Source organism: Prevotella sp. oral taxon 317 str. F0108, from assembly GCF_000162415.1.
Classification (GTDB): Bacteria; Bacteroidota; Bacteroidia; order Bacteroidales; family Bacteroidaceae; genus Prevotella; species Prevotella conceptionensis.
In genome coordinates, this window is the sequence record NZ_GG740072.1 from 1,759,499 (window position 1) to 1,773,063 (window position 13,565).

Annotated in this window: 13 protein-coding genes and 1 pseudogene; 7 read left to right on the forward strand and 7 right to left on the reverse strand. The window is 44.8% G+C overall.

The genetic code is table 11. The features are described from left to right. The first annotated feature begins 1,462 nt into the window (after nt 1-1,462). A pseudogene (locus HMPREF0670_RS06740) lies at nt 1,463-1,815 on the forward strand (type II toxin-antitoxin system RelE/ParE family toxin). Beyond that, nucleotides 1,778-2,089 carry a helix-turn-helix domain-containing protein gene (locus tag HMPREF0670_RS06745; RefSeq protein ID WP_009230404.1) on the forward strand — a complete coding sequence of 104 codons (312 nt, stop codon included), beginning with the start codon at nt 1,778-1,780 and terminating at the stop codon, nt 2,087-2,089. Before HMPREF0670_RS06740 ends, HMPREF0670_RS06745 begins: the two are co-directional and overlap by 38 nt. A gap of 309 nt (nt 2,090-2,398) precedes the next feature. On the opposite strand, the gene HMPREF0670_RS06750 is transcribed toward HMPREF0670_RS06745, so the two are convergent. The 4 genes from HMPREF0670_RS06750 to HMPREF0670_RS06765 form a co-directional block, all read right to left on the reverse strand. Beyond that, nucleotides 2,399-2,638, reverse strand: a complete 240-nt coding sequence (locus HMPREF0670_RS06750) for a hypothetical protein (protein WP_198009276.1) — start codon at nt 2,636-2,638, stop codon at nt 2,399-2,401. Nucleotides 2,639-3,070: 432 nt separating this feature from the next. Further along, entirely contained in the window at nt 3,071-3,616 is a 546-nt protein-coding gene (locus HMPREF0670_RS06755) for a flavin reductase family protein (protein ID WP_044077793.1), read from the reverse strand. A 372-nt stretch (nt 3,617-3,988) separates the two neighbouring features. After that, nucleotides 3,989-4,840, reverse strand: coding sequence for a hypothetical protein (locus HMPREF0670_RS06760; protein WP_009230407.1), 852 nt, complete (start codon nt 4,838-4,840; stop codon nt 3,989-3,991). 125 nt (nt 4,841-4,965) lie between these two features. Then, on the reverse strand, nt 4,966-6,471 hold the full coding sequence (locus HMPREF0670_RS06765; RefSeq protein WP_009230408.1) for a glutamine synthetase family protein: 1,506 nt from the start codon (nt 6,469-6,471) through the stop codon (nt 4,966-4,968). Nucleotides 6,472-6,753: 282 nt separating this feature from the next. On the opposite strand from HMPREF0670_RS06765, the gene clpB reads away from it, so the two are divergent. From clpB to HMPREF0670_RS06790, 5 genes are all read left to right on the forward strand, one after another. Then, nucleotides 6,754-9,342, forward strand: coding sequence for an ATP-dependent chaperone ClpB (gene clpB / locus HMPREF0670_RS06770; protein WP_009230409.1), 2,589 nt, complete (start codon nt 6,754-6,756; stop codon nt 9,340-9,342). 357 nt (nt 9,343-9,699) lie between these two features. Beyond that, complete coding sequence (locus HMPREF0670_RS06775; RefSeq protein ID WP_044077794.1) at nt 9,700-10,794, forward strand: hypothetical protein; 1,095 nt, start codon at nt 9,700-9,702, stop codon at nt 10,792-10,794. A 2-nt stretch (nt 10,795-10,796) separates the two neighbouring features. Beyond that, complete coding sequence (locus HMPREF0670_RS06780) at nt 10,797-11,447, forward strand: hypothetical protein (RefSeq protein ID WP_009230411.1); 651 nt, start codon at nt 10,797-10,799, stop codon at nt 11,445-11,447. Between the two features lie 5 nt (nt 11,448-11,452). Continuing rightward, a complete protein-coding gene (locus HMPREF0670_RS06785; protein ID WP_009230412.1) occupies nt 11,453-11,782 on the forward strand; it encodes a hypothetical protein in 330 nt (109 codons plus the stop codon). Further along, entirely contained in the window at nt 11,779-12,066 is a 288-nt protein-coding gene (locus HMPREF0670_RS06790) for a hypothetical protein (protein WP_044077795.1), read from the forward strand. Before HMPREF0670_RS06785 ends, HMPREF0670_RS06790 begins: the two co-directional genes overlap by 4 nt. Here the strand turns inward: HMPREF0670_RS06790 and HMPREF0670_RS06795 are convergent. The 3 genes from HMPREF0670_RS06795 to HMPREF0670_RS17425 all read right to left on the reverse strand — a co-directional run bounded on the left by HMPREF0670_RS06795 (nt 12,046) and on the right by HMPREF0670_RS17425 (nt 12,973). Further along, complete coding sequence (locus HMPREF0670_RS06795; RefSeq protein ID WP_009230413.1) at nt 12,046-12,591, reverse strand: hypothetical protein; 546 nt, start codon at nt 12,589-12,591, stop codon at nt 12,046-12,048. The two genes, HMPREF0670_RS06790 and HMPREF0670_RS06795, sit on opposite strands and share 21 nt — an antisense overlap. Before the next feature lie 63 nt (nt 12,592-12,654). After that, entirely contained in the window at nt 12,655-12,855 is a 201-nt protein-coding gene (locus tag HMPREF0670_RS16280; protein ID WP_009230414.1) for a hypothetical protein, read from the reverse strand. Next, nucleotides 12,842-12,973 (reverse strand): hypothetical protein, encoded by a 132-nt coding sequence (locus HMPREF0670_RS17425; protein ID WP_009230415.1) that lies wholly within the window; start codon nt 12,971-12,973, stop codon nt 12,842-12,844. The genes HMPREF0670_RS16280 and HMPREF0670_RS17425 overlap by 14 nt, the downstream gene beginning before the upstream one ends. Nucleotides 12,974-13,565: the final 592 nt, after the last annotated feature.

The following is a 13,565-nucleotide window of genomic DNA, read 5'->3' on the forward strand; positions in this document are numbered from 1 at the left end:
CTTTGGCTGCGCCCTAAAAAGGATCGTATGAGGAACAGGAAGAGGCTTGCTTTTGGCGAGATGAAACGAATTTCCCCCAATCGGCAATATGAACAACACATTTGCTGTTCCCAAACTTTTAGCGGATGGCAAAAGAAACTGGAAAAAACAATGAAGTCGTCTTGGCCTTTACATTTCTACCAATTGAGTGTAGTCTGTTTTCTTTGTGCTTTAAAATCAAAACAAACGCCCCGTTCATGTACAAAGCACCTGGACAAAGATACGACAAGAGCCAGAAACACAGCCCCATTTGTTTGTGGTAAAGCATGGTTTTATTTAAGAAGGCTGCCCTGGCGAAAGTTGTTCCAAACACTCTCTACGGATTGAAAACCCTGCTGCAATGGCAGATTACTTCTGCGTTTACATCATGCTGTGTGTAAGTGGCATGCCCTGCAACTGCTCCCCCTTGCCGTCACAAGCGTACATGTTTTCGGAGCCGATGACCACTCGCACGCGTTTACGGTATAACCATTTTGTCCAGTTTCCAGCTATAAAATTAACATTATGAGTGCCCTTTTTGTCCACCAATCGCTCATCTTGTCGCAAAAAATCGATTCTCGTGAAGGTTTGTTTTGATGTAAAGCGGGGGTAGCTTGTGAATGCGATGAAATGAATTTTTATTTAAAAAGACCGCCATTTGCAACAGATTTTGGGCTATTTGCTGCTAAACACACCGCGTTTTGGTGCTAAATGCACTACGTTTTAGTGCAAAATACAGTGCGTTTTGGTGCTAAATGCAGTGTATTTTGCCGCTAAATGCAATGCGTTTTGGTGCAAAACACAAGGCAAAATGGCACTAAACGCAAGACAAAAAGCATAAACATCCACAGCAATTGTATAAACAAAACCTTTTAGAGACATTAAAAATATGGCCGAAAAGGGCAAAATAGTGGTTAAAAAGTGGGTTTTTAGGAACTAAAAGCGTGTAATTGGGCTTAAAGAATTACGAGTATTCAACCAATCTAGAAAGGCTAAATGGTACAAAATGCAGGTCCTTTTCTTAAAATTGAACATATCGGGAGGCGTGAAAAGCTAAAAACAGGGGTTGTTTTCCTACTTTATGGCCTATATTTTCGCTAGAACGGAGCGAAGATTGGAGCGATATTGTAAAATTAAAGCTAATAATTTAAGTTTTCAAGTTGGTCAGTTGGAAAGCAGGTGAGTTGGAGATGTCTTGAGTTTTTGAGTTGATGTGCTGGTGCTTTTTTGATTTTTTGAGTTGATGAGTTGATAAGTTGATGAGTTGGTAGGTTGATTTGTCCTGCACTTCGTGTGTGAAAAAGGTGTTTATCTTGTGTTGACATCGCAGAGAGAACAAACTCCTCTTAATTTATAGAAACATTAAAAGTCAAGACAACTTCAATATAGAAGTTTCAACATATCAAAACTTTTCTGTATCTTTGTAGCATTAAATATAAGGTAGATGAGAAGAGAAATCGTTGCCTTTGGCAGTTATTATAAAGACTTTATGGCAACGCTGCATGACAAAGAGCGGCGAAAGGTGCTTTATGTCCTCTCACTACTGGAAAGAGAGAAGACAGACTTCCGACAAAATTCATCAAACACCTATTGAGAGGTTTGTATGAATTAAGAATTAAATACGAGAGCAACATCTACCGCATCTTTTTTATTTTCGACAACAATCGAATTGTTGTATTGTTCAATGGTTTCCAAAAGAAAACCCAGAAAACGCCAAGAACAGAAATAGACAGAGCAATTAAAATAATGGAGGATTACTATGAGTACAAAAGAAAAAATGATAACGAGCATCAGTAAAGAGATAGAGCGCGAGTTTGGCAAACCAGGTACAACAGAACGCGAAAAATTTGATGAAGAGGCATACGCTTTTTATACGGGACAGCTACTCTTAGACGCACGAAAAGAGGCAAAAGTAACACAAGCAGAATTGGCTAAGCGCATACACGCCAGTAAATCCTACATTTCGCGAGTTGAGAGTGGAGATATTATACCCAGTGCAGCCAAATTCTATAATATGATTAATGCGCTAGGCATGCGCATAGAGATAGTTAAGCCATTGGTAAGGGTTTGATAATCCAGTCCACTTGCTAACTTTTCAACAAGTCATGGCCAAAAAGAATTGCTTTTAGGATGGTGGTTGTACGCCGCCGTTTTGTTGCACAATGTAGTGTACAAAGCATTTTGTAGTCACACTACAGGGGGCTTGTAATACGTGTGCAAGCATCTTGTAGTGTTTGTTCAAGGGGTTTTATGGTGTGAGAACAAGCCGCTGCAAGCCGATCGCCAATGGCAGTTTTGTGGCAAACAGCTTTCAAAAACAGCAGGTCTGTGGAATAGATTCCACAGACCAATGCTCGACAGATAATATCAATGCCTACCTCTAAGTTGTGAAATCCACCTTTATTTGAAACACGAAAGAATAGCTAATAGCCTTTCCGCCATACATCACAGGCTTAAATTGAACCGCATTCAGCAGTTTCTTTACATCTTCCCAAGCCGACATGTTGCCCTTAAAACTCTTTTTATTTACTAGCCTTAGCCGTTTAATCTTGCCTTCCTTGCCTATTGTTGCAGACACAACAAAGCGGAAAGAAGAGTTATCATATCGTATAATTGGCAAGTTTCGGGCGATGTATTCGCTCAATTCTTTCTCTACAGCCTGTTTGCTTGTTGAAGAAACAAGGCGTAGGTTTTACCATCAACAACATAACAAGGTCCTTGCACATCTTGGGCGCGTACCAAAAGAGGCATTAACAACATGGCTACCAATGCCAAGAACTTTATTGTTTTCATCCTAAAACTATTTTTACATTTATAGTTGCCTCTAAAAAGGCATTGTTTTCGTTAAGCCAAATGAACAACGTCGAGCTTGCTCGGACATTGCCATGGCGAGAAAACGCACTTTTCGAGGAACGAGAAAAGAACGTTTTCGTTAAGCCAAATGAACAACGTTGAGCTTGTTCGAACATTGTCATGGCGAGAAAACGCACTTTTCGAGGAACGAGAAAGAACGTTTGGCGGCTCTTTCAGGCATTATCTTGGCAGATATTGATTACTTTTTTAAAGGGACATCAATGCCAATATATTCCTCATCTCGCACCAACACCTTCTCTATCTTTCCCACATACATCGTGTGGAGGTCGCGTTTAGGATAATTCTTATCGAGTGTTTCCTGATACACGAAACCACTCTCCTGCAATTCCGATGCATATAGTTTCTTACAGATAAGCACAAGCTTGGCCTCCTTAAAATACACCGTTTCGTCGGCAAACACTTTGGTAAGTCCTGCCTTGGCTATCTTGTCCTCATCGCGCCCCGACACACTCCCCAGGTAGGCCATTTGTTTTTTGAAGTCGTTATCCATAACGCAGAGTGTGAAGTACTTCTCCTTATCCACGTATGTCTTTGTGTAACGCGATGGGCGCAGATAGATAACTGCCGTGGGGTCGTTGTGTCCCCACAGGCAGCCTAGGTGTCCCCAACTAATGGTCATCGTGTTGCACCCGTCCTGCTCATTACCCGCAGACACCAACATCCATTCTTCTCCCAATAGGTTGAATGGATTAAATTTCATTTCCTTATAATTAATTTCTTTCATCTTATGTATGGTTATGTTGCATATATACGCTGCAAATTCCGCACCAAACACGAACGGATGCCTAACAACAGCTTAACAAACTGCGCTAAACGACGAGACATGGGGTTCTTTCCTCGTTCCTCGAAAAGTGCGTTTTCTCGCCATGGCAATGTTTGAACAAGCTCAACCTTGTTCATTTGACTTAATGAAAACGTTCTTTCCTCGTTCCCCGAAAAGTGCGTTTTCTCGCCGTGACAATGTTCAATCAAGCTCGACATTGCTCATTTGGCTTAACGAAAACGTTGGTTGGGACATGCCCTTGCCATACAAACCATATTGAAAAGACAATGTCCAAGCCACATAACTGCGAGCAGACATGGGGCAAGCGGAGCGTTACTTGTCCCCGAGGCCTTGCCGTTTGCCCCTTACAGGCGTGGCATTGATAAAGATGTGGCTGTGCGGATAGTACCTAACAAGATACAGAGCGGGCACTCCGCCATTGATTACCCCAGCTTTAAAACCACACCCGCGCAAACCCTTGGCGTCGGTTTCTTTCATAAACTGCATGGCAGAAAAAGCCTTGCCTTTCACCAAAACACCACGCAGCACCCTATCAACCACATCTGTTTCGTACTGCGAGAAATCAAAGTAATAATATTTTGTCAATCCCCACTTGTCTTTTTCATTACAACTAGCGAAACGCAAAGTAAATTCTCCGCCTCCAATTTGAGGAAACAGCCAAGCATATGCGCGTTTTGAGCGTACCACATGATGCTTGTACGACACCTCGTTCAAGGTCATTTTCGTAACTTTCGGTCCGCATTTCAAGTCCTTAACGTAATTAAACACGCCCATGCTGCCAGCAATAAACACGGCAATCGCCATTAGCACGACGAGCATCAGCCCAAGTATGGCAGCATTTTGGCGCCATTTTCGTTCTTCCTCTTCAAAGTTTAAGCTTTTATACCGTTCTTCGTACGTGGATATTCGGTTCATCTTAACACCTACCACGATAATCAACACGACGTAAACAAACAGCATTGCAGGCGTGGAAACGGCAATAAGTTGCCACAACAATCCGGCAAATCCAACCTGCGGAAGTCCCCAAAAAGACTCGTAGCCAACAACAAACAGCTGCAAAACGGCCATCGTGACGTACGTGGTGATGCGCACTTTGCCCCACCGATAGCTACGTTGGCGTGCCTCGCGACTGCCCCTTAGGGCACGCATTTTTCTCTTAGCCATGAGTTATAAGCGTGAAGTATGTGGCACAAGTCTAAACACAAAAACCCAGTTCAAGGGCAGAGCGCGCTGCCCTACCCTTGTACTGGGCTCACATTTATGGTTTAATTAGCTATTCCACCTCGGTCTTATCCGCAATGGAAGTAGCGTTCAACGAGTTCTTTCAGTTCGGCGGGGCGGTTTTCCACTTCCTTACGCAGGTTGCTGTCGTTAAAGTCGCGCAACTGTTTGATGATACCGTCAATCATAGCGGGCGAGAACACGCCATGAGCCTCGTACACCTTGCGTTGACGTTCCAGGCAATCGGCCGAGGCAACGCAACTGTCGGGCAACTGTCCAAGGCGGCTCAACTTATCGGCATTTGCAGCATCGTGAATGTTCACATCAACGTAAGTTTGCTCTGCAATTTCGAGTGCGTTGGGCAATTCAAAGCCATAACGGCAGCCAACACACAAGCCAGCGAGAAGTTGGTAAACGTCGGCCGAGCCGTCGGGCGAACGCATTTCGAAGGTTTGTTTCATCGACGTGTCGGGCGTTTCGGCCGGTTGCTGGGGGTTAGCCTTGTGCATCATGTCAACACCGGCAGCCCAACCTAGTGGCACACGCACAAGAACAGAGCGGTTGCGGTCGCCCCAACAAACGTTGGTGGGTGCCTCTTGGTGCGGAACAAGGCGGAAGTAAGCCATCGGGTTCTTGTTGCCAAAGGCAGTAATGCTGTCTGCAAGCTTCATCAATCCGGCGATAGCCGTGCGTGCCGTGTTGCTAAGCTTGCCGTTTTCTACCATCACGCTCTTGCCGTCCTTCATCAAGCGCATGTGCACATGCATGCCCGAACCGGCCTTACCAGTGGTAATTTTCGGTGCGAAGGTAACGTTCATACCCATTTGATAGGCCAAGTTGCGAATAATCCACTTGGCAATCATCAGCTCATCAGCGGCTTTTTCTACGGGTACGGGCAAGAATTCAATTTCGTTTTGCTCGTAAATCAGCCCGTCTTGGCTAAAATTACCCACCTCAGAGTGTCCGTATTTAATCTGTCCGCCGGCCTTAGCAATGTACGACATGCAAAGCGTGCGGAAGTCGTTTGTTTTAGCATAGGGCATCGACTCGTGGTAACCGCGCTGGTCAACGGCGGGGAACACCTCCTCGTCGGGCGTTATCACGTAATATTCCAGTTCGCCCATAGCATGGAATTCCATGCCCGTAACCTCGCGGAAAGCCTTTGCGGCCTTGGCCAACGTGTATTCGGGCGAGCTTTCAAGCGGATTGCCGTCCTTGTCGAAATAAGATGCAAGCATGCAAAGCGTAGGAATTTCGGCGAAGGGATCGACGAAAGCCGACGAAAAACGCGGCAGAACATAGAGGTCGCTGCTGCCTGCTTGAATGAAAGAGAATAGGCTGGACCCGTCTACACGTTCGCCACAAGTGAGTATTGTGTCGAGGTAAGCCAAGTTGTTGATGATGAAATTGAGGGTTTTGAGCTTGCCGTCGCCCCCGGGATACATGAAATTCACCATCTTAATCTCGTTTTCTTGGATAAAACGCACGATGTCTTCCTTGGTAAATTCGGAAGAGGGTTTTTGCAAGAACGCCACCACCTCGTTGGCATTCATCAAAAGTTCATTGTTTGCCATGTTTGATGTCTTTTTTTAGTTAAAAGGGTTTAACGTTGGTTGATTGTTTACGTTGAATTCTTCGCCGATGGCTTTATCGGTCGGGACAAAGGTAGGAAAAACAAATCTATGTGACAAATTTTCCGACAATAAATTATGTTTTACATAAAAAATAGTCGCAAAGATGACAATTTGACAGAGAAAACGGTCACGGCACACTATTTGAGTAGTGTTCAACAGACAATAAGTCAGATAATAAGCTAGAATAATAAGTCAGACAATAAACAACATAAGATATAAACAATGAACTTCGACAAGTATACAATCAAAGCGCAAGAAACGGTCCAGGAGGCCGTTAACATTGCGCAACGGGCAGGCCAGCAGAGCATCGAACCGGTGCACCTGCTCAAAGCCTTGCTTGAAAAGGCTGCCGATGTAACCAACTACATCTTCCAGAAACTTGGCGTTAACGCCATGCAAGTAAGCACGTTGGCCAACTCGGAAGTAGAACATCTCCCGCGTGTAGCGGACGGAAACCCCTATCTAAGTAACGAAGCCAACAACGTTTTGTTGAAGGCCGAAGACCTATCGAAGAGCCTTGGCGACGAGTTTGTCTCGGTTGAGCCGCTCTTCCTCGCTTTATTGGCCGTCAATTCGTCGGCTGCTCGCATTTTGAAAGATGCGGGATGCACCGAAAAAGACGCGCGCACTGCCATCGAGGCCCTACGACAAGGGCAACAGGTGAAGTCGCAATCGGGCGACGAGAACTACCAATCGTTGGAGAAATATGCCAAGAACTTGGTGGAAGATGCCCGTAACGGCAAGTTAGACCCTGTAATCGGGCGCGACGACGAGATACGGCGCGTGCTGCAAATTCTTTCGCGCCGCACCAAGAACAACCCCATATTGATTGGCGAACCCGGTACGGGTAAGACGGCCATTGTTGAAGGTTTGGCCGAACGCATCGTGCGTGGCGACGTGCCAGAGAACCTGAAAGACAAACAATTGTATTCGCTAGACATGGGCGCACTGGTTGCAGGGGCCAAGTATAAGGGCGAATTTGAAGAGCGATTGAAAAGCGTTATCAAGGAAGTGACCAACGCCGACGGGCAGATTATCCTCTTTATCGACGAAATTCACACGCTAGTTGGGGCTGGCGGAGGCGAAGGAGCGATGGACGCCGCCAACATTTTGAAACCCGCGTTGGCTCGTGGAGAGCTCAGGGCCATTGGTGCCACCACGCTAAACGAGTATCAAAAGTACTTCGAAAAAGACAAAGCACTGGAACGCCGCTTTCAAACCGTAATGGTAAACGAACCCGATGAGCTTAGCGCCATTTCTATTTTGCGCGGTATTAAGGAGCGTTACGAAAACCATCACAAGGTGCGCATACAGGACGATGCTTGTATCGCCGCCGTACAACTGTCTGAACGCTACATCTCCGACCGCTTTTTGCCCGACAAAGCCATCGACTTGATGGACGAGGCGGCCGCAAAACTGCGAATGGAACGCGACTCGGTGCCCGAAGAATTGGACGAAATAACCCGCCGACTTAAACAGTTGGAGATTGAACGAGAGGCCATTAAGCGCGAGAACGACGAGCCCAAGATGGTGCAATTGGACAAAGACATTGCCGAACTGCGCGAACAAGAGAAAGCGTTCAGGGCCAAATGGGAAAGCGAAAGGGCACTGGTAAACAAGATACAGCAAGACAAACTGGAGATTGAACGTCTGAACCACGAGGCCGATAGGGCCGAACGCGAGGGCAATTACGAACGTGTGGCCGAAATTAGGTATGGCAAGCTGAAAGAGCTTGACAGCGACATCGAGAACATTAAGCAGCAACTGCAAGCCACGCAAGGCGGAGAAGGCATGGTTCGCGAGGAGGTTACGGCCGACGACATTGCAGAAGTGGTGAGCCGTTGGACGGGTATTCCCGTAACGCGAATGTTGCAAAGCGAGCGCGAAAAGCTGTTGCACCTCGAAGAAGAGCTGCATCGCCGCGTTATCGCACAGGATGAAGCCATCGCCGCTGTTAGCGATGCCGTGCGCAGAAGTCGTGCAGGGCTGCAAGACCCCAAACGTCCCATCGCCTCGTTTATCTTCCTTGGCACCACGGGCGTAGGTAAAACGGAGTTGGCGAAGGCCTTGGCCGAATACCTATTTAATGATGAGTCGATGATGACACGTATCGACATGAGCGAGTATCAAGAAAAGTTCAGCGTGTCTAGGCTCATCGGCGCACCTCCCGGATATGTGGGTTACGACGAGGGCGGACAGCTTACTGAGGCTGTAAGACGTAAGCCTTACAGCGTGGTTCTTTTCGACGAGATTGAGAAAGCGCACCCCGATGTGTTCAACATCCTGCTACAAGTGCTGGATGATGGTAGGCTAACCGACAACAAGGGTCGCACGGTGAACTTCAAGAACACCATCATCATCATGACGTCTAACCTTGGTTCGCAGTACATCCAGCAACAGTGCGCCAACCTCAGCGAGGCCAATCGCGATGAGGTTTTAGACGAAACGCGCCAAAAGGTAATGGACATGCTGAAACAAACCATACGTCCAGAGTTCCTCAATCGTATCGACGAAACCATCATGTTCTTGCCGCTCACCAAGCAAGAGATTGCCGAAGTGGTTCGGTTGCAGATGCGTTCGGTTGGCCGCATGCTTGCCGAGCAGGGCTTTAAGATAGACGTTAGCGACGATGCCATCAGTCTTTTGGCCGACCTTGGCTACGACCCAGAATTTGGTGCACGGCCCGTTAAGCGCGCCATCCAACGCTATGTACTTAACGACCTCAGCAAGAAAATACTGGCCGAAGAGGTTAGTCGCGACAAGCCCATCCTCATCGACGCCCTTGATGGCAAGCTGGTGTTCAGGAACTAAAATGGAAATCAACGTGGAATAGTGGCCAACAACGCGCGCCAAGCACAGATTTGTAGCCACTCCACACAATAAATACGCTTTTAAAAAGGCAGGCACAAGCAACCGGGAAACCGGCCTTGTGCCTGCTTTTTTGTTTACGCGCTGGCGCACAAACGGCATGTAGATGTGTTGCATCCTTGCACTAATAGAGTCGTAGTAAAATAGCCTTCACGTAAAAAATGTTATTGAATATTTGGCCGTTTCAATTATTATATGTAACATTGCAACGTGTGCCCTGCATCTTAATTTCTTTTACTTTCATGTAGATAAGGAGCCACCTAAACAGTAAATTAAGAACGCATCTAGAATTAATTAGTTATGAAATGCAATAACATACCTAAGCCAAACACCGTAACGCAATTATTAGTTGTGCTAATGTTCGCAAGCGTCTTTTGGGCGGATTCGGCCTTTGGGCAGACTGTTCACAACGACAATGCCTCGCATCTGCCCAAAGCAGAAAACAAAGTTGCAGACATAGAAAGTGCTAGGCACTTATTACATCAAGCAAAAAACTTAGCCCCCTTGGCATCAACCACGCAAGCAACAGTCATCATTGGTCCAAAAGTGGGCTACGAAGGAGCAAAATACAGCTTGCAGTCTGCCCAAGAAGGCGACGTAACTTGGAGCAGCAACAATCCCGATGTGGCATCAATCAACGCCTTGGGCATACTGACGGTGAAGGGCAGAGGCGTGGTAGTGCTCACTGCAAATTACAAAAAACAAACATATAACCAAACCATTCTTGTGGGCATCCCACGATTTATTCTATTGTCTTCGCCCCAAAAGGGTGGGTACAAGGTTGTCGCCAAATGCATAGATAGCGAATATAAGAACTACCAGCCTCTTTTAAACGAAGTGCTCAGGTTCAAATGGGGCATTAAGTACCCTGACGAGAACATCCGCTGGTCCACGTCTGATAAGTCCAGCTTAACCATCCAGGCGCAAGCATTAGACAAAGACATTACCGTATTTTTGCAAGTGGCTGACGCCCTAGGCAACAAAAGTGCGTTGCAACACATTAGTGTACATCCACAAGATGTCTACGCCTCGGATTATACCACTTTTTACATAGATTCCGAGGGAAACCTTTATGATTTCAAAAAAAGATATGATTTGTACGAATCGTCAAGAGTATTCATCGACTATAAGCCAAACCTGCCTGAAAAGTACAAAGGCCGTGAATGGATGCCAATAACAGCCATTGTGTTGAGTCCACAGAAAGGGAACAAAGAAATTTCCATGTATGGTGGCGGTCCCCTTGTCTGCGACATCTTGTCTGAAGAAGAATACGAATTTATCCGAAACAAGTCAAACGACAATCAGAGGTATAATTATATGTTGATGTTGCTCAACGATGAGCAAAAAGTTATCCAATATATACCTATCAGTTTCATTTTTAAAACAACTTTGTAACCATGATACGAAGAATAATATCGACAAAGATGTGTGCAGCCATTGTGCTTTCTCTCATCAGCATTGGATGTTCAAGGTTTACCTCCGAAGGTGAAACTTTAATAAGAGGAACGGCCACCATAAACGGGAAAGAGTATGTAGACATAACGAAACGTTATTGGAATACTGACTTTACCATTAATAATTTGTCTTTCTATCCTGAATACAGCATGTTTTTAATATGCATGCAACTCCAACCCAAAGGTCAAACCAAATTGAACTATGAATATTGGATTTCATTCTGCTTATCAACAGAGAAGACCGGAGGCTTACAGATTAACTACCCTTATAGAGTAGAATATAAAAAGTCGTTGGAGACACCAACAAAAAGAATACCGAATGATGTGATAAAAAACTTTGCAACGAACAGAGAAAAAGTTATAAATACGAAAACAAATGACGGTATTGCTATTGTAGCAAATCTAAAAAGAGAAGCTACACGTTCTGTGGAAGGGCAGTTCATCATTCGTTCTCTCGACTTGCAAAGTGGAGATTGCAGAGGAGAGTATACAATAACGACTCCTGCGGTTGACGGCAAAGAAGATCTAAGAATCAACGGCAAATTTGAAACGAAATTTAGCGAATATCCATATTATTCACCATATTTAAAATAACAGATATGAAGACAAGAACTATAATCATTAGCCTAACGGCCCTTCTTTGTGCGGTGTCGTGTAAAGAAGAAACCGAGCTACAAGTTCCCAATCCTCCACCCCCTCATACAAATGCAAAAAGCGCAGAACTTGACGATGAAGCTGTTTACCGTTTCCAAACGGACAAGAATCAGATGCTGAATAGCATGATAAGATACGACTATACCAAGAAGAAGTACGTTCTCGACATTTCCGAACAAGACGCGCGGAGCATTGGCATCACAACGCAGATGTATAAGGACGCCATTAAACGAGTGGAAGAAATGAATAAGGTAAACTTCGAACGGCTGCAATGAGCCCAAAAGTAACGTTTTCGTTAAGCCAAATGAACGATGTCGAGCTTACTCGAACATTGTCATGGCGAGAATTGGAAATCGCCGACACGGAGCTTTGGGCGAAGTGGAAAGGCAAAACGCACTTTTCGAGGAACGAGAAAAACGTTCCTAGCCACAACAACTTGCGCCTTTACCCTATTGGCCGCTCATCTAACGTGCAGTATCTAGGTTTCTGTACTGCTGCTACCAACCGTTGGTGGTGTGACAGCAACAAATGCCCCATATCATTCCTTTATACGTTTTAACTTGACAAGCTTTTTGCCACGAATTTCATACTCTGCAGTTAGTCCATGTCCCATGCTTGCGCGTTCGTTAAGTATTTCTTCATAAGAGAATACAACAACGATCTTTTGCAGTTTTGGCGATTTCTCGAGAACATTGTTATATAAATGTAGGGCAATTGTATCTTCGACATTTGCTGGTAAGGAATAGAATGTTGAGGAGTCTTCAATTTCTATGGTAAACATGTATGCATAGTTTTTATCCAACCGAATTTGGTTTTGGAATAAAGATTTTCCTTCCTTGTCTACATTATAAATGTATCTGTCTGCACCAGTCCATCCCTCTTTTTCCTCCAAGTCGCTAAAGAACTGCTTTTCTCTAATTGAATGTTCTGGCTGATAACTTGGCTTTGGTTGCATCATCATTCCCCATGCCAAGAAGTATATGCACACGAACAAAATGAAAAGGCCAATAAGGCATAGCAGCCACCACAAAACAGCTTTCTTATACTTGTTATTCTTTGACAATGAGGTTTTGTCCATCGACATACGCATCTATGTTATTGTTAATTACAAACTTATCGTCAATCTTATGCCAAATTGCATTTACCTTCAACATAAAATGGTATCTTCTGATAGTTTGTGTCGCCAAATACAGCCTTCATTGAACTGTATGCGGCGCACAGGTAGGTCGTCCAACCCGTCGTACATTTCGATACATCCTCGTGCGCGAGGTTTGTCTTCGTCTTTGAGCATTAACTCTAAGATGAAATAGTCATTAGGAGCCTCCATCGACACATTACAGGTCGCCATCGGCAGGATAGTGCGATAAGAGATTTCCTCGCCATCCTACGAGACGATAAAAGCATTGGTCAAACAAGTCGACGTCGTAACTGCGACCATTAAGTGTAAGGGTTGTGCGTATGTCCATGAGGATTGAGTGTTATGGTTATTCTGCAAAATTAGCATTTTCTTTTTAAACGACAAGGGAAAACTCTGTTGCAGTACGTTAGATTTTACGAACAAGTGCTAAACATAACCACACGCACTTTGTATGTTAACAGCATAAGGCGCGATGCCCTAAAATGGCATATCAATTTGCATTCGTCCATACTATCTCATCGAGGCCGTCTTGACTTTTAATCTTTCTGCAAATTGAGAGAAGTTTATTGCCTTTGTGCTGTAAAACCAAGATAAAACCAACAACTCCCGAGGGTATCAACTCATCAACTTACAAACTCATCAAACCAAAATCTTAAATTATTATCTTTTATTTTACAACACAGCTCTAATTTTCGTTTCATTCTAGCGAAAATGTAGGCCATAAAGTAGGTAAATCACCCCTATTTTGGGCTTTTCTCGTTGTTTGTTTTGGCCGTTTTTAAGAGCAAAACCTGCATTTTGCACCATTTTGCCTTTCTATTTGGGTTGCCGGCTCGTCTTTTTTAAAGCCCGACAACCTGCTTTTAGCCCCTAAAAACCCACTTTTTAACGACTATTTCGCCCTTTTCAACCATGTTTTT